Annotated in this window: 13 protein-coding genes and 1 pseudogene; 9 read left to right on the top strand and 5 right to left on the bottom strand. The window is 64.5% G+C overall.

All coding sequences use genetic code 11. The features are described from left to right. Positions 1 to 55: 55 nt before the first annotated feature. Together VSX60_RS08445 and VSX60_RS08440 are read right to left on the bottom strand one after the other, a co-directional pair. Complete coding sequence (locus VSX60_RS08445) at positions 56 to 1,954, bottom strand: propionyl-CoA synthetase (RefSeq protein ID WP_327623713.1); 1,899 nt, start codon at positions 1,952 to 1,954, stop codon at positions 56 to 58. A gap of 69 nt (positions 1,955 to 2,023) precedes the next feature. Continuing rightward, entirely contained in the window at positions 2,024 to 3,583 is a 1,560-nt protein-coding gene (locus tag VSX60_RS08440; protein ID WP_327623712.1) for a 4-hydroxyphenylacetate 3-hydroxylase family protein, read from the bottom strand. 85 nt (positions 3,584 to 3,668) lie between these two features. On the opposite strand from VSX60_RS08440, the gene VSX60_RS08435 reads away from it, so the two are divergent. From VSX60_RS08435 to VSX60_RS08410, 6 genes are all read left to right on the top strand, one after another. Further along, positions 3,669 to 4,295: a TetR/AcrR family transcriptional regulator gene (locus VSX60_RS08435; protein WP_327623711.1), complete on the top strand. Its 627-nt coding sequence runs from the start codon at positions 3,669 to 3,671 to the stop codon at positions 4,293 to 4,295. Positions 4,296 to 4,414: 119 nt separating this feature from the next. Further along, positions 4,415 to 5,287 carry a hypothetical protein gene (locus tag VSX60_RS08430; protein ID WP_327623710.1) on the top strand — a complete coding sequence of 291 codons (873 nt, stop codon included), beginning with the start codon at positions 4,415 to 4,417 and terminating at the stop codon, positions 5,285 to 5,287. 50 nt (positions 5,288 to 5,337) lie between these two features. Further along, entirely contained in the window at positions 5,338 to 6,795 is a 1,458-nt protein-coding gene (gene xylB, locus VSX60_RS08425; protein ID WP_327623709.1) for a xylulokinase, read from the top strand. A gap of 539 nt (positions 6,796 to 7,334) precedes the next feature. Continuing rightward, entirely contained in the window at positions 7,335 to 10,253 is a 2,919-nt protein-coding gene (gene polA / locus VSX60_RS08420; RefSeq protein ID WP_327623747.1) for a DNA polymerase I, read from the top strand. Then, positions 10,250 to 10,975, top strand: a complete 726-nt coding sequence (gene pyrF, locus VSX60_RS08415; RefSeq protein WP_327623708.1) for an orotidine-5'-phosphate decarboxylase — start codon at positions 10,250 to 10,252, stop codon at positions 10,973 to 10,975. Before polA ends, pyrF begins: the two co-directional genes overlap by 4 nt. A gap of 59 nt (positions 10,976 to 11,034) precedes the next feature. Next, on the top strand, positions 11,035 to 11,328 hold the full coding sequence (locus VSX60_RS08410; protein ID WP_327623707.1) for a DUF1330 domain-containing protein: 294 nt from the start codon (positions 11,035 to 11,037) through the stop codon (positions 11,326 to 11,328). A 161-nt stretch (positions 11,329 to 11,489) separates the two neighbouring features. Here VSX60_RS08410 and VSX60_RS08405 read toward each other — a convergent pair whose 3' ends face one another. From VSX60_RS08405 to VSX60_RS08395, 3 genes are all read right to left on the bottom strand, one after another. Further along, positions 11,490 to 12,089, bottom strand: a complete 600-nt coding sequence (locus tag VSX60_RS08405; protein WP_327623706.1) for a short chain dehydrogenase — start codon at positions 12,087 to 12,089, stop codon at positions 11,490 to 11,492. Further along, positions 12,086 to 12,448: a MerR family transcriptional regulator gene (locus VSX60_RS08400; protein WP_327623746.1), complete on the bottom strand. Its 363-nt coding sequence runs from the start codon at positions 12,446 to 12,448 to the stop codon at positions 12,086 to 12,088. Before VSX60_RS08400 ends, VSX60_RS08405 begins: the two co-directional genes overlap by 4 nt. A 228-nt stretch (positions 12,449 to 12,676) precedes the next feature. Beyond that, positions 12,677 to 13,129: an Lrp/AsnC family transcriptional regulator gene (locus VSX60_RS08395; protein WP_327623705.1), complete on the bottom strand. Its 453-nt coding sequence runs from the start codon at positions 13,127 to 13,129 to the stop codon at positions 12,677 to 12,679. Between the two features lie 120 nt (positions 13,130 to 13,249). On the opposite strand from VSX60_RS08395, the pseudogene VSX60_RS08390 reads away from it, so the two are divergent. The 3 genes and pseudogenes from VSX60_RS08390 to VSX60_RS08380 all read left to right on the top strand — a co-directional run bounded on the left by VSX60_RS08390 (position 13,250) and on the right by VSX60_RS08380 (position 16,961). Continuing rightward, positions 13,250 to 14,210, top strand: a pseudogene (locus VSX60_RS08390) (nucleoside recognition domain-containing protein). 161 nt (positions 14,211 to 14,371) lie between these two features. Further along, entirely contained in the window at positions 14,372 to 14,926 is a 555-nt protein-coding gene (locus VSX60_RS08385) for a GNAT family N-acetyltransferase (RefSeq protein WP_327623704.1), read from the top strand. Between the two features lie 94 nt (positions 14,927 to 15,020). Then, positions 15,021 to 16,961 (top strand): polyhydroxyalkanoate depolymerase, encoded by a 1,941-nt coding sequence (locus tag VSX60_RS08380; protein ID WP_327623703.1) that lies wholly within the window; start codon positions 15,021 to 15,023, stop codon positions 16,959 to 16,961. The last annotated feature ends 19 nt before the right edge of the window (positions 16,962 to 16,980 follow it).

Here is a 16,980-nt window from a genome sequence, read left to right as displayed (position 1 = left end):
TATACAGATGCGAGGCCTTGCAAGGTCCGCCGCTTGTTCGGGGCCGGCAGATCCCTCACCCCACCGCGCGCTTGACGTCGTCGATGGCGCTGGCATCCTCGATCGTCGCCGGCATGTCGAAGGCGTCGTGGTCGACGATCGCCTTCATCGTGCGGCGCAGCACCTTGCCGGAGCGCGTCTTCGGCAGCTTGTCGACGATGACGACCCGTTTGAAGGCGGCGACCGGGCCGATGCGGTCGCGCACGATGGCGACGAGTTCGCGCTCGATTTCGGCGCGGTCCTGGCCGTTGGCGTTCTTGAGAACGACGAAGCCGCAGGGAAGCTCGCCCTTCAGTTCATCGCGCATGCCGATGACGGCGCATTCGGCGACCGCCGGATGGCCGGCGACCGCCTCCTCCATCTCGCCCGTCGACAGGCGATGGCCGGCGACATTGATCACGTCGTCGGTGCGGCCCATGACGTAGAGATAGCCTTCCTCGTCAATGAACCCGCCGTCGGAGGTGGAGTAATAGCCGGGAAAGGCCGACAGATAGCCGTCGCGGAAGCGGTCCTCGGCGTGCCACAGTGTCGGCAGCGCGCCCGGCGGCAGCGGCAGCTTCACCGCGATTGCGCCCATTTCATTGGGCGCGGCCTCCTTGCCCGCCTCGTTCAGCACATGGATTTCGTAGCCGGGCATGGCGACGCCGGGGCTGCCGCGCTTGATCGGCAGCAGGCCAAGGCCCTTGGGATTGGCGGCGATCGGCCAGCCGGATTCGGTTTGCCACCAATGGTCGATCACCGGACGGTCGAGGGTCTTTTCCGCCCAGATCAGCGTATCCGGGTCGGCGCGTTCGCCGGCCAGGAACAGCGCCTCGAATTGCGACAGATCATACTGCGCGGCCAGCGCCCCGTCGGGGTCTTCCTTGCGGATGCCGCGGATCGCCGTCGGCGCGGTGAACAGCACCTTGACCCCGTGCTCGGCGACGACCCGCCAGAAGGCGCCGGCGTCGGGCGTTCCGATCGGCTTGCCTTCGTAGAGAACCGTCGTGCAGCCCTTCAGCAGTGGCGCGTAAGCGATATAGGAATGGCCGACGACCCAGCCGACGTCGGATGCCGCCCAGAACACCTCGCCGGCCTTGGTGCCGAAGATCGCGTCCATCGACCAGTGGAGCGCGACCATGTGGCCGCCATTGTCGCGCACGACCCCCTTGGGCTTTCCGGTCGTGCCGGAGGTGTAGAGGATATAGAGCGGGTCGGTCGCCTTGACGGGAACGCAAGGCACGTCGCGGCCAGCCTCGATCTCGGCGAAGGCCTTGTCGCGCGAGGCGGCCCAGTCGTGGTCGCGGCCCTCGACCATAGTGCAGGTGCGTTCGGGCCGCTGCAGGACGATCGTTGCTTGCGGCTTGTGCGTCGCCAGTTCGATCGCCTTGTCGAGCAGCGGCTTGTATTCGACCTGCCGGGTCGGCTCGATGCCGCAGGAGGCCGACAGGATCAGCTTCGGGGTGGCGTCGTCGATGCGGGTAGCGAGCTCGCGCGCCGCAAAACCGCCAAACACCACCGAATGGATCGCGCCGAGCCGGGCGCAGGCCAGCATGGCGACGATCGTTTCCGGGATCATCGGCATGTAGATGATCACCCGGTCGCCCTTCTCGACGCCGAGATCGGTCAGGCTCGCCGCCAGGGCCTTCACCTCGCGCAGGAGCTCGCCATAGGTGATGCGCCGCTTGGTGCCGGTGACGGGGCTGTCGTGGATGATCGCCGCCTGGTCGCCGCGGCCTGCTTCGACATGGCGGTCGAGAGCGTTGAAGCAGGTGTTGCATTCGCCGTCGGGAAACCAGCGGCCATAGACCCCGGCATCGGCGTCGAGCGCGCGGGTCGGCTCCTTCGTCCAGGCGAGATCCCGCGCGGCCTTCATCCAGAACCCTGCCGGGTCCTTGCGCCAGGAATCATAAACCTCGTGGTAGCGGCTCGCCATGACTGTCCCTCCCGATCGCGGCGCGGCCAGCGTCGCCGCGGCCGCCCACGCTTTTCCTCGGGCGGCAGTCTACTCGGCGGCGGCCGGAACGGAAATGCTGCTTTCGGCGCGGGCGACCGTCGGCGGTTCAGGCACCTCGCATCCGGTGGCGCAGCAACGGCCGGGCTGCTTCGACACCCGCTGGCCCTCGTCGAGAACGCCGCGGCCGAGCAGCCGCTCCACCAGTTCGACCTTCTCCAGCACCGGATAGTTGCGCCAGATCTCGCGTTTCATCGCTTCCGGCGAGCCGCCGCCATGCAGCGAGATGACGGAATACCAGCCGCCCTGATGCGAGGCGGTCAGATCCTCGATCAGCCGCGCGACCTCCAGCCGTTGTTCGGCCGGAATGTCCGGCCGGCCGGCAAGGACAGCCGAGAGCGAGGCCTTGGTCTCCGGATTGTGGTCCTCGTCCGGACCCGGCAAGGCGACGATCAGCCCGCCGGAAACGTAATGGGCGACGCGGTGCATGTCGTAGATCTTGGTCGCCAGCAGCAGCTTGCCGACATTGGAGAACATCGGGTCGGGCATGATGTTGCCGGAGCCGTCCTTGACGCCGTAGACCGAGGCGGCGACGCCGCAGGCATAAAAGCTCTCGGTGATGGTGATGAGTTCGACCATGGCCTCGCGGATATGCCCGTGCTTGTCCGGGTCGAGGCCGTTCTCCTCGGTCATCAGGGCGCCGGCGCCGATCAGGAGGTCGCCAAAGCCCGCCCGCGCGCCGATGCACGAATGCCGGTGATGGGTGGCGTAGGAGGTGGTGAGATAACCGGCCTCGACGGTTTCGCCGTCCATGAACACACGCTCGTGCGGCACGAACACGTCCTCGAAGATGACGACGCCGGTGGATTGGCCATAGGTGCCGGAAAATTTTGCCGCCGCCTCGCCTGGACGACCGGCGGGCCGCGCGACGATGGTGACGCCTTCCGCGTCCACCGGCACGGCGCAGGCAACGGCACAGGCCGCGTCCTCCGGCCGGTGGGTCCGGCAGGGCATGACAAGGAATTCGTGGACGTAGGGCGCGCCGGTGACGATCGCCTTGGTGCCTGAGATCACGATGCCGTCGGAGCGTCGCTCCTTGACGTGCACATAGACGTCGGGATTGGCCTGATCGCCGGGCCGCTTGGACCGATCGCCCTTGGCGTCGGTCATGGCGATGCCAAGCGTCAGGTCCTCGTCCTGGACGCGATGGAGATAGGCGAGGAAGCGCTCGAAATAATCCGTCCCGTGCTCGGCATCGGCCCGCTTGGTCGCCTGCCACAGGCCGTTCAGCGCGTCATGGACGAGGTAGCGCTGGGCGCAGCCGGATTCCTGGCAGACGAGCCGGACGGCCTCGAGCTTGTAGAGCAGGTCGGTGGATGTCTCGTTGATATGCAACATCCGGTTGACGGTCTTGCCGGAGGTCGCTTGCCGGGCGGTCATCAGCGCCGCATGCTTTTCCTTGAGCGCCATGTCGTAAGTGACGCCGATGGCATTGATCCCGGGCCGCAGCGATGGTGCGTCGGCGACGCTCGCCACACGCTCGCCATTGACGAAGACGCGCGGATTGTAACGGCGGAGGGACTCGCGAAACTCGGCGGACGACATCATCATGGCGGATCTCCTCATCGTGTATTGCAGCCAGATTTGAACACTGTTAGAAAAAATGTCAAATGTAAGATCAGAGGACGAAATCGCGATGGGCAACGGGCAAGCGGATCGGCGCCGGGCCATCGGCGAGATGAAGCGCGAACTCATTCTCGATGCGGCACGCCGGGTGTTCGAGGCCGATGGCCTCGACGGCGCCAGCCTGCGCTCCATCGCCAAGGCCGCAGGCTACACCCCGGCCGCCCTTTATTTCCACTTCGATTCCAAGGAAGCGATCTATGCCGAGGTGCTGGAAGCCTCGCTGCGGCGGCTGGGGGAGACCGTTGATGCCGCCGTGGAAGGGCTGGGTCGGCCCGAAGACGAACTTGAAGCCGCCGCGATGGCCTTTTTCGGCTTCTACGCCGAAAATCCCCGCGATCTCGACCTCGGCTTTTACCTCCTGCGCGGCGGCATGAAGCCGCAGGGGCTCGGCGCGACGCGCGACGAGCGACTGAATGCCCGTCTCGGCGCCGCGCTGGCGCCGATCGGGCGGGCGGCGGAGGCGATGGGCGCCGAACGGTACCAAGCGAACCGGCTGACCGTGGAGATCTTCGCCCATGCCGCCGGCCTGCTGCTCCTCGCCCATACCGGCCGCATCCGCATGTTCGGCGCATCCGCGCCCGAGCTGATGCGGCGCTACGTGCGCGATCAGATGGCGCTGCTTCGCCGCCGCGATTAGCCGCCGCGAAACGGCGGGGCCGCGCGGTGAAATCCCGCGATCGTTCGCCGAGCTTAGAATCCGTTTGCAACCATTCGCAGTCTCTTTCTAAACTCTTCGACGGATGCGGTGGGGCACTGATGCCGGCGGTGAAGGGGGATTTTGCGCGACGCGCCGTCTGGAGCGTCGCCGAACGGAGTCGCGTCGGCGGCCTCTGGCCAGCGTTTGTGCCCCTTGTCGTGTCCGCCTCGCTCCTCGTCGGCGCAAGCGGTCCCGCGCACGCTGGGGCCTGGACGCGGGAAGAAGGCACGGGGCAGGCGATCGTCACCGGCCTCTATTCGCAAGCCAGTGAAACCTTCGACGCGGATGGATATCCCGCCGCGCGGCCCGAATTCGAGAAAGGCGCGGTCGCGGTCCTCGTCGAATACGGCCTCACGGAGACATTCACGCTGCTCGGCGAGGGCGAGTTCGGCGCCGAGCGCGAGGGCGATCTGCCATTCGCGCGGCCGGCGCTGTCGCATGTGGGGATCGGGGGTCGTCTGCGCCTCTACGAGGCCGGCGGCTTCGTCGCCTCCGGCCAGATTTCGGCGCGGGTCGAGGATGCCTTTGGCGCGGCCGACGCGGCAGTGGACACCTTTGGTTGGGACTCGCCGCAGATCGAGGTCCGGGCGTTGGCCGGCTACGGCTTCACCCTCGGCGACTATCCCGTTTTCGTCGACGCGCAAGCAGCCTATCGCTACCGGGTCGGCGACGGGCCGGACGAAGTGAAGCTCGACCTCACCCTCGGCATCCGGCCGTGGTCGAACATCCTGCTACTCGCCCAGGGTTTTGCAACGTTCTCGGCCCGGAGCGACGCGGATGTCGAGAACTATGCCTATCACAAGGCGCAACTCTCGATGGTCTACGATTTCAACGAGCAATGGTCGTTGCAGGCGGGCGGCTTTGCGACCGTGGCAGGCACCAACGCGATCAAGGAACGGGGCTTGATCACCGCCCTCTGGTATCGTTTCTGACGAAAGCGGCGGCGGGTGCGGCGTCCGCGAGCAGGAAAGAGTGAAGTCTTATGCGGAATTACCTCGGCCTCGACCTGGGCACATCCTCGCTGAAGGCGCTTTTGATCGACGCGGATCAGCGCGCCATCGCATCCGTCTCCGTGCCGCTCACGGTCGAGCGGCCGCGCTTCGGCTGGTCGGAGCAGAACCCGGCAAGCTGGATAGCGGCCTGCGAAGAGGTCCTGGCGAAGCTGAAAGCCGAGCACCCGGAGGAGCTTGCCGCGGTTGCCGGCATCGGGCTCTCGGGCCATATGCACGGCGCGACGCTGCTGGGCGAGGACGACCGGGTTCTGCGCCCCTGCATCCTCTGGAACGACACGCGCAGCCACGAAGAAGCGCGCGAACTCGACGACGCGGAATCGCGCGCGATCACCGGAAACATCGTCTTTCCCGGCTTCACTGCGCCGAAGCTCGTCTGGGTCGCGCGCCACGAGCCGGAGATTTTCGCCAAGGTTCGAAAAGTGCTGCTGCCGAAGGACACTCTGCGGCTCTGGCTCACCGGCGAGACGGTGTCCGAGATGTCGGATGCCGCCGGCACGTCATGGCTCGACACCGGCAAGCGCCACTGGTCGACCCGCATGCTGGAGAAGACCGGCCTGTCGCTTTCCCACATGCCGCGTCTCGTCGAGGGCACCGAGGTTTCGGGCGGGCTCAGGCCGGAACTCGCCGCCTCCTTCGGGATGAAGGCGGGTACGGTCGTCGCCGGCGGTGGCGGCGACAACGCCGCGTCGGCCTGCGGCGTCGGCGTCGCGGAACCCGGCACCGGCTTTCTGTCGCTCGGCACCTCCGGCGTCTTGTTCACCGCGACGGCGGGCTACGCACCGGCGCCGGAAACGGCGCTGCACACCTTTTGCCACGCCATCCCCGGCCTCTGGCACCAGATGGGCGTGACGCTGTCGGCCGCGGGGTCGGTCGAGTGGCTGTCGCAGCTCTTACAGGAAAAGCCGGAGACACTGACCGGCGCGCTTGGCGAGGACCTTGCCGAGCCCGGACGGCTGGTCTTTCTGCCTTATCTGTCGGGCGAGCGGACGCCGCACAATGATTCGGACATCAGAGGCGTCTTCGCCGGGCTGGAGGCGGGCACCGACCGTGAGGCGATGACGCGGGCGGTGCTCGAAGGCGTCGCCTTCTCCATGCGCGATTGCCTGGAAGCGGGTGGCGTGGGGGCGCAGCCGGAGCGGTTGGTCGCCGTGGGTGCCGGCTCGCGCTCGGCCTATTGGCTGAAACTGATGGCGACGGTGCTGGGCAGCGAGATTGCGCTGCCGGAAGCCGGCGATTTCGGCGCGGCTTTCGGCGCCGCGCGGCTCGGCCTGTGCGCGGCGACGGGCGCGGAGGCGAAATCCATCATGCGTGAGCCGCCGATTGCTCGGCGTTTCGCGCCGGAGAGCGATATGACGGGGAGTTACGAGGCCGCATGGCATCGCTATCGCGCGCTTTATCCGGCGTTGAAGGCGGCGATGGCGGGATAGGGGTGCGATTCCGGGGCTCGCGACGGGCCGGCAGAGAATTTATGCGAAAACCGACGTATGGCCAGGATGGTGGTGACGATTTGCGGCTTGGCCAGATGGATAATGACGTAACGTAATCCCAAACGCAAAGAGAGCCGCCGCGGCCTGGAGGGGGATACACCGCAACGACTCTCTCGCTTTCAGCGAGCGCGCGCCCTGGAGAGGGGGAAGAGGGCCGCATCGCTCTCTATTCGGCTTAAAGCGGGGGACGTGCTTCGGCCGAACGCGACACCTTGAGGCATCGCCTAAGTTAAAATGCGACTCGGGTGGAAATAAATCAAGGCCGCGCGCCCGCATGCGCGTAAAATACCTGTGATGGCAACCTGAATTTTTTGTAACAAACAAGACGTCGTTGCAAGCGCAAGTGAAGCTTATGATTTGGCGCCCCCGCAGGGTCAGGAGGGCGGCGATGGGAGTGCCTCGTTCTGGCCCCGCGCGGCCTTCGCGGAGACGCCGATGTAACGATGGACTTGGACCCGGCGCCAAGCTATCTCCGGCCCATGCAAAAAGGCGATCATCTCTTCCTCGTCGACGGCTCGGCCTACATCTTCCGGGCCTATCACGCGCTGCCGCCGCTAACCCGCAAATCCGACGGACTGCCGGTCGGCGCGGTCTCCGGCTTCTGCAATATGCTGTGGAAGCTGGTCGAGGAATCGCGCGACACGTCCGTTGGCGTCGCGCCGACCCATTTCGCGGTGATCTTCGACCACTCCTCAAAGACCTTCCGCAACGAGCTCTACGACCAGTACAAGGCCAATCGCGAGGCGCCGCCGGAAGACCTCGTGCCGCAGTTCTCGCTGATCCGCGAGGCGGTGCGGGCCTTCGATCTGCCCTGCATCGAAAAGCAGGGTTTTGAGGCCGACGATCTGATCGCGACCTACACGCGCCATGCGCTGGAAGCCGGCGGCGATGTCACCATCGTGTCGTCCGACAAGGATCTGATGCAGCTCGTCGGGCCGTGCGTGATTCTCTACGACCAGATGAAGGACAAGCGCCTCGGGCCGGAGGAAGTGAAGGAGAAATTCGGCGTCTATCCGGACAAGATGATCGAGCTGCAAGCGCTGGTCGGCGACACGTCCGACAACGTGCCGGGCGTGCCGGGCATCGGCCCGAAGACGGCCGCGCAGCTGCTCGATGAATATGGCGACCTCGAAACGTTGCTCGCCCGTGCGCCGGAGATCAAGCAGACCAAGCGGCGGGAAAACCTGATCGCATTCGCCGAGCAGGCGCGGCTGTCGCGGCGTCTGGTGACACTTGATGAGGCGACGCCGCTCGATACCCCGCTCGACGACCTGTTCATCCACGAGCCCGACGGCGAGAAGCTGATTTCATTCCTCAAGGCGATGGAGTTCACGACGCTGACCCGGCGCGTCGCCGCGCGGCTCGACACCAATGCCGCCGAGGTCGAGACCGCCGCGATCACGGTCACGGGTCCGGCGCGCGGTCCCGACCTCGATCCGTCCGCGCCGTATGGCGATGGTGACGCGCGGCTACCGTTGACGCCGTCGGGCCTCGTCGAAAGCCGGAAGGCGGCGGCCACCTCGGCTACGTTCGACCGCTCCACCTATGTGACGATCCGCGACGCGACGACGCTTCAAGCCTGGATGAGGGAGGCGCGCGAGGCCGGGATTCTCGCCTTCGACACCGAGACCAGCTCGCTTTCGGCGATGAATTGCGACCTCGTCGGCGTCTCCTTCGCCACACGTCCGGGCCGCGCCGCCTATCTGCCGCTCGGCCATATCTCGCCCTCCGGCGAGGCGGATCTTCTGTCCGAGAAGACGGCGGAAGACGAGATCGGCCCGCAGCTGCCGCTCGATGAAGCGCTGGCAATCCTCAAGCCGGTGCTCGAGGACCCATCGATCCTGAAGATCGGCCAGAACTTCAAATACGACTACCTCGTCCTGCTCCAGCATGGCATCGCGGTCGAATCCTTCGACGACACGATGCTGATCTCCTACGCCCTCGACGCCTCGTCCTCGCTGGACGGGCACGGCATGGACGAATTGTCGGAGCGCTTCCTCGGCCACAAGCCGGTGTCCTACAAGGAGCTCTGCGGTTCCGGCAAAGGCGCCAAGGCGATCGCCGCCTGCCCGATCGACAAGGTCACCGAATACGCGGCCGAGGACGCGGACGTCACGCTGCGCCTGTGGCAGGTCTTGAAGCCACGCCTCGTCGCCGAGGGCCTCGCCTCGGTCTATGAGCGGCTCGAGCGGCCGCTGGTGCCGGTACTGGCGCGCATGGAGCAGCGCGGCATCAAGACCGACCGGCAGATCCTGTCGCGCCTGTCGGGCCGCTTCGCCCAGAAGCAGGCGGGGCTCGAAGCCGAAATCGCCGAGATGGCGGGCGAGGCGTTCAATCCGGGCTCGCCCAAGCAGCTCGGCGAAATCCTGTTCGGCAAACTGAGCCTGCCCGGCGGCAAGAAGACCAAGAGCGGGCAGTGGTCGACCGACGCGCGGGTGCTGGAGGAACTGGCGGCCGAGGGCCACGAATTGCCGCGCCGCATCGTCGACTGGCGCCAGCTCAGCAAGCTGAAAGGCACCTACACCGACACGCTGCCGGCGCATATGGACGATCAGGGGCGCATCCACACCTCCTATGCCATGGCCTCGACGACGACGGGGCGGCTCTCCTCCTCCGAGCCGAATTTGCAGAACATCCCGGTGCGGACCGAGGAGGGACGGGCGATCCGCACCGCCTTCGTCGCGCCCAAGGGCAAGAAGCTGGTGTCGGCCGACTACAGCCAGATCGAGCTGCGCATCCTTGCCCATATCGCCGACATTCCGCAGTTGAAGGAGGCGTTTCGCGAGGGGCTCGACATCCACGCCATGACCGCGTCGGAAATGTTCGGCCTGCCGGTCGAGGGCATGGACCCGATGGTGCGGCGGCGCGCCAAGGCGATCAATTTCGGCATCATCTACGGCATCTCGGCCTTCGGGCTGGCTAATCAGCTGTCGATCCCGCGCGAGGAGGCCGGGCTCTACATCAAGCGCTATTTCGAGCGCTTTCCAGGCATTCGGGACTACATGGACGCGACCAAGACCTTCGCCAAGGAACACGGCTACGTCGAGACGCTGTTCGGCCGGAGGGCGCATTATCCCGACATCAGGGGGCCGAACCCCTCGGTGCGTGCCTTCAGCGAGCGCGCCGCGATCAACGCGCCGATCCAGGGCACCGCCGCCGACATCATCCGCCGCGCCATGATCCGCATGGAGCCGGCGCTCGCCGCCGCCGGCCTGTCGGCGCAGATGCTTTTGCAGGTGCATGACGAACTGATCTTCGAGGTCGACGAGGATCAGGTCGAGGCGAGCCTGCCCGTCATCAAGCAGGTGATGGAGGGGGCGGCGCTGCCGCGCGTCGAACTCACCGTGCCGATCGAGGTCGACGCCAAGGCCGCCGGCAATTGGGAGGAAGCCCATTGAGCGATGCGAACGCCAGCAACGCGGCGCGCGACCGGCTGATCGTCGGGCTCGACGTCTCGACCCGCGCCGAGGCGGAGCGGATCGTCGAGACGCTCGGCGACGCCGTCTCTTGGTACAAGATCGGCTATCAACTCGCCTATGCGGGCGGGCTGCCGCTGGTCACGGACCTTGCCAATTCCGGCAAGCGGGTGTTTCTGGACCTGAAGCTCCTCGACATTCCCAACACGGTGGCCAAGGGGGTCGACAGCGCGCTCGCGCTCGGCGCCTCGATGCTGACGATTCACGCCTATCCGCACGCCATGCAGGCCGCCGTCGACGCGGCGAAGGGCACGGATTTGACGCTGCTCGGCGTCACGGTGCTGACCTCGCTCGACGACGCCGATCTGACGACGGCCGGTTACGCCCACGGCGTCTCGGACCTCGTGCGGCTGCGGGCCGGGCAGGCCAGGGATATCGGCATGGGCGGCATCGTGTCGGCGGCGCACGAGGCGGCCGAGATGCGCGCGCTGATCGGGCCACAGATGGTGATCGTAACGCCCGGCATCCGGCCATCGGGCGCGCCCGCAGGAGACCAGAAGCGGGTTTCGACACCCGCCGACGCGCTTCACGCGGGTGCCTCGCACCTCGTCGTCGCCCGGCCGATCGTTGCGGCCGCAAACCCGCGCGAGGCCGCCACGGCGATCCTCGACGAGATGGCGGCGGCGCTCGCCTCCAGGGCGTAAGGAAGCTTCGCAGCAACGCGCCGGCCGGAGGGGCCAAGCGCACAAAGGGAGAGAGACTGATGGCAAAGGGCTACTGGATCGCACGCGTCGACGTGCGCGACCCCGAGGGCTACAAGGGTTACGTCGAGGCCGCCGCGCCGGCGTTCCGCGAATATGGCGCGACATTCCTTGCCCGCGGCGGGCCGTTCGAGGCACTCGAGGGCACCGCGCGGAGCCGCAACGTCGTCATCGCCTTCGACAGCGTCGAGACCGCGAAAGCCTGCTACCACAGCGAGCAATACCAGAAGGCCAAAGCGATCCGGCAGCGCTATGCCGAGGCGGAGATGATCATCGTCGAGGGTTACGACGGCTAGATCAGGATGACGAAAAGCGGGAACCGGCTTTCCGCCGGTATCCCGCACAAGCTATTTCACGGAGATGTCCGCACATCGTGGTGATCCGCTCTGCGTGGGCGAAGCGGAAGTCCGTCAAAGTCCGCTTTTGATCGAGGCTACGTCAGGACCGCAGTGTAGGGCTAATCGACGATGATGACCTGGCCGGTGATCGCGCCATCGACGCTCTTCGCATAGGCACGTCCGACGCGCTCAGACGAAACCGGGTCGTGGCCCGGAAACCACTGTCCATATCGCGGCACCGAGACATCCAATAGACCGGGACTGACGACATTGATCCTCAGTCGGCGGGGCATCTCAATGGCCGCCCCGACGACTAATCCACCGAGCGCTCCGTTCGCCGTCGCGGCACCTACGCCCGTTCGGATTGGGTCGCGATCGAGCACGCCGCTCGTCAGTGTGAAAGACCCACCTTCCACAACCGATTTCAATCCGGCAAGGACAAGGTTGATCTGTCCCATCACCTTTTGACGCAGGCCAAGCATGAGCGTTTCCGCGGTATGTTCACCAAGCGGCGCGAAATGCACATCCCCCGCTGTCGAGACAACCGCGTCCACCGTGCCGACGCGTGCATACATCTCATCGACGGACGAACGGTCAGACATATCGACCTGAATCTCTCCGCTCGAACGGCCCACGCGGACGAGATCGTGTCGTCTGCCGAGTTCCTCGCAGGCTGCTTCGCCGATATCTCCCTCGGCTCCCACAACGATGATTTTCATGATTTGCCTCCCAGTATGTCGTCATATCGCGCGAGCTTATGGGTCAGCAGCTTTCTGCACTTCGCGAGTAATGCTTGTTGGACCTGCAGACGCTTCTCGTGCTCAAGGAGCATCGTCTTCCGCTCGGAGACTGTCCCGTCTCCCTGCTGGTAGAGCCCGGCGAAGTGTTTCATCGCCTTGGTCGGCATCCCTGTTTCGCGAAGGGATGCGAGAAGGGTCAGCCAATCCACGTCCTCCGGTGAGAAGCGTCGCTTTCCATCAGACCCCCGGCGGACGGCAGGGCAAATGCCAGCCTTCTCGTAATATCGTATTGTGTCGATGCTCAAGCCGCATTTCGCAGCCACTTCCGCGATTTTCATGTCATTCAAGGTCCCGAGATCCATCTGCCTTGAGAAGACTACCGACCTGGAGTGACTTCAGGTCAAGCCGCTCCGGCAGCAATATGCCGAGGCCGACACGATCATTGTCGAGGGTTACGACGGCTAGGGCAGTATCCCGCATAAGCCATTTCACAGAGATGTCCGCACATCGTGTTGGTCCGCTCTGCGGACGGAACTGCCGTTCGTTCTAAAGCCAGCGGCGCGCGCTCAAAGCCGAATTGCCGTTTCCTCTTTGGCGCTCCGGATGACGATCATTGTGAAGAAGCGCGCGACATTGGTCTGATCGCGGAACAGCCTGTCGCAGAGAGTGTCGAACTCTTCCATATCGTGCAGGCGCAGCATCAGCACGACATCGGTTTCGCCGGTAACAGCATAGGCCTGTGAAACGGCCTCTTCCGTGACTGCCATGTCCAGAAAGCGACGCATGTGCTGCTCGCCGTGCAGCTTCAGTTCGACCGTAACCAGTGCCTTGATCACGCGTCCGGCCTTGGCGGGATTCAGGATCGCGACAGTTCGGTCGATCACGCCCGATTTGCGCAGCCGCTGCAGGCGGCGCAGGCAACTGGACGGTGACAGGCCGACCGCGTCGGCCATGTCGACATTTGTGCGCGACGCGTCGCGCTGCATAAGATTCAGAAGTTTCCGGTCGATCCGATCCATTCTCGCAGACTATCCGCCATCAGTCCTCTTGCAATAAAATTGCATCTAGATGCAGTTTTTGACCACAAGTTCGAAGCTGCTCGGGTTAGGAAAATTGAGGCAACCTCAAAGGAGCCTCTGATGCCGTTCGTGATGACCATCCTGCGTAAAACACCGGAATCGCTTGAAATTTACTGGATGCTTGCCCGGATCATGGGTTCCCATCACCATCATCACCGAACTGTTGTCGAGGATGGGGGTGATCAAGGCGGTGGCACCGGTTTTCGAGCCTGTCATGAACCTCGTCGGGCTACCCCAGGAACTGGGTCTGGCTTGGCTGACGGCAATGCTCGTCGGAATATGGGGCGCTGTCCCGCTCATTTTCACTCTGGTTCCTGTGTCCTCGCTCAGCGTGGCGGATGTAACGGTTTTCTCGGCCCTCATCCTGTTCGCACACGGTCTGCCGATCGAGCAGAAGATCATTCAGAAGGCCGGCCCGGGCATGATCGTATCGACCACGCTGCGCATTTCAGGTGGCCTGCTCTACGCTTTTCTGCTGCACCATTTTCTGGTTGCCACGGGCTATTTGGCGGCTCCGGTCAACCCGACCTGGATGCCGATGAGCGCCACACCCGATTGGGCTGATTTTTTCCGTGGTCTCGGCGAGACCATGGTCTGGATGCTCATCATCCTCGTTGCCCTGTCTTGGGGCCTTGAAATCCTTAAGGTGACCGGCGTGCTGGAATTGATGATGACCGCGCTTTCACCGCTGTTGCGCCTTGCCGGTATCCGGGGTGAAGCCGGACATCTCACCGCTGTCGGTTTGTTTCTGGGAATTTCCTACGGAGCGGGCCTTCTGATCCGTGAAGCCCAATCGGGTACAATACAACCGCGTCAGATATTTCTATCATGCGTGCTCATGGGCTTCGCGCATAGCGTGATCGAGGACACCATCATCGTCATCTCACTGGGCGCTGATGTTTACGGCGTTCTTGCCGGGAGGCTCGCTTTTGCCCTGGTGGCAACTGCAGCAATTGGCGCTCTGCTTCGCCGCCTGTCCGACAAGACATTCGCAACCCATATGTTTCGGCTCAAAGTCTAAAACCAGAATGACGTAAGCTATCAACCAAAGACCGCTTGGGAGCTCGAAGCCGACCACACGGTTGGCGGGCTCGGCAACGGAAATCGATCGCGTCGTAGGAAATCGGATAAGATCGATCCGATTTGATGTGATCTAGCGGCCGCTCTCCGGCACGGGAAGCCATGGGCAAGAAGCCGGGGCGCAAAGCATTCAAGGGTCTGGCGCCGAAAGGCTACCGCATTCGCATGATGGAGCCCGGCGAGGCCGATTCATTGCTGGCGATCCGCCAGGAGGCAGCCACCCGGCCGCCGGAGCCTTCGAACGAAATACCAGCGGAGCCATCAACGCTGCCGGATTTCGTCCGATTCCTGCTGTCCCACGAAATTTTCGTCGCCGCGGCCAAGCGCGACGGCCAACCCGTCGGCTACGCCGCGGCGCAAGAGCGGGGGGATCTCTATTGGCTCGCCGATCACCGCGTCCTAACGCCGCACCGAGGCCGGGGCATCGCCAGCGCCCTCATCGCCGCTGTGACGCAGAGGGCACGGTGGTTTGACCATCGGGCCGTTGGCATACCAGCTACTGTCGACAACTGCCGTCAAGCGGCGCTCTATGAACGTAACGGTTTCATAACGGTCTCGCGCAAGCGACACCCGGCTATACTGGCGAATCAGCGAGTGGACGAGATGCTGGAGGAAGCGGGCATCGACGCCCAAAGGGTGCTCATCAAATGGCTATAGCAGCCATGTGCCGGTGTTAAAATCGACCTCGGCTCCCTATTTGTGCATTGCAGCAAAATTTGCTAATTCATTCAGGAAGGCATAGCGGGAGTTGATGTTGTATCATTTTTATGAATGGAACCACGCGGCGCTTACGCCGCTTCGGGCCATGGCCGACGTGACCCGGCTGTTTTACCAAAACCCGCTCAATCCACTGTCGCAGACCACGGCCGGGCGCTCTATCGCGGCGGCGGCCGAGCTGTTCGAGCGGACTACGCGGGTCTATGGCAAACCGGAATTCGGCCTCGACGAAACCTTCGTCGCCGGTCAACGCGTGCCGGTGCAGGACAAGGTGGTCTGGGAGAAGCCGTTCGGCCGGCTACTGCATTTCGACCGCGAACTGCCCAAGCGGCACGCCAAGGACCCCCGGTTTCTGCTTGTCGCCCCGATGTCGGGCCATTATGCGACCCTGCTGCGCGGCACGGTGGAAGCGCTTCTTCCCTATGGCGACGTCTACATCACCGACTGGAACGACGCCCGTCATGTTCCGGTGACCGCCGGTCGTTTCGACCTCGACGACTATGTCGACTATCTCATCGAGATGCTCCAATTCCTCGGACCCGACACCCATATCATCGGCGTCTGCCAGCCGGCCGTTCCTGTGATGATGGCGACGGCGCTGATGGAAGCGGACGAGGACGATTGTGCCCCGGCGACGATGACGCTGATGGGCGGTCCGATCGATACGCGCATCAACCCGACCGCGGTCAACCGGCTGGCCGAGGAAAAGGGCATCGACTGGTTCCGCGACAACGTCATCATGACGGTGCCGTTTCCGCAGCTGGGCTTCACGCGGCCCGTTTATCCGGGCTTCCTGCAGCTGACCGGCTTCATGTCGATGAATCTCGACCGGCACATGACCGCCCACAAGGAGTTCTTCTGGCACTTGGTCAAGGACGACGGCGATTCAGCCGACAAGCACCGTGAATTCTACGACGAATATAACGCGGTGATGGATCTCACCGCCGAGTTCTATCTGCAGACCGTCGACGAGGTGTTCATCAAACATTCGCTGCCGAAGGGCGAGATGATGCATCGCGGCAAGCGCATCGACCTGACCAAGATCAAGCGCACGGCGCTGCTCACCGTCGAGGGCGAGAACGACGACATTTCCGGCGTCGGCCAGACCGAGGCGGCGCAGCGGCTCTGCTCGAACATCCCGGCCGACATGCGCGTCCATTACGTGCAGCCGAAGGTCGGTCATTACGGCGTCTTCAACGGCTCGCGCTTCCGCGCCGAGATTTGCCCGCGCATCGTCGATTTCGCGCTGACGCACGGGACCACCCACGCCAACGCGACCCAGCCGCACAAGGATGTGGCGCCGCGGCGCGAGGGCGCCGTCGCCGAGCGGGAGGCAAAGGCTGAAAAACTCAGCAAGACCATCATCGGCGAGGCCGAGGTCGCCAAGCTGGCCGCCGCCGACGATGTGCAGACGGCGGCGACGCCGGCTCCTGAGACAAAGGCGAAGGCCGACAAGACAGCCAAGGCCGGCAAGGCGGCGAAGACCAAGGCTGGACGGTCTGCCGACAACGCAAACGCTGCCGCGGCCAACACCAAGGCTGCGTCATCGGTAAGAGATGCGGGAAAGACAACGCCTGCCGCCAAGACAGCCAAAAAGCCGAAGGATCAGACATCCAAAGCGTCGGGCTCGAAAGCGAAACGGGCGGCGAATGATTCAGAGCCGAACCTCTTCGCTGAAGCGTCGGCGCCCAAGCCCGGCGCCGAGACGCCTGCGGCCAGCCCGGCGAAGACCCAGCCGGTGAAAGCCGCTGCCAACTCCGCCCCCAAGCTTCAGCAGGAGACGCCGAACAAAGGCGGCGATACCCAGGCTCCGAAGCCAGCTGCGGCCAAGACGGCCGCCCAGCGCGTATCTGCACCGCAAAAAAGCGAACCGGCGCTCGCCAAATCCAACCCCGCCAAGGCGGCAGGCCCGAATCGCCGTGCCCGGCGCGCGGCCGGCGCCAGCGCAGCGGCGAAGCCGCGCAGCCGCCGATAGGGTTTTGCCGGCCGCGGCG

Source organism: Aurantimonas sp. A3-2-R12 (assembly GCF_036016755.1).
Lineage (GTDB): Bacteria > Pseudomonadota > Alphaproteobacteria > Rhizobiales > Rhizobiaceae > Aurantimonas > Aurantimonas coralicida_A.
This window is presented reverse-complemented; position numbering and strand designations above follow the sequence as displayed.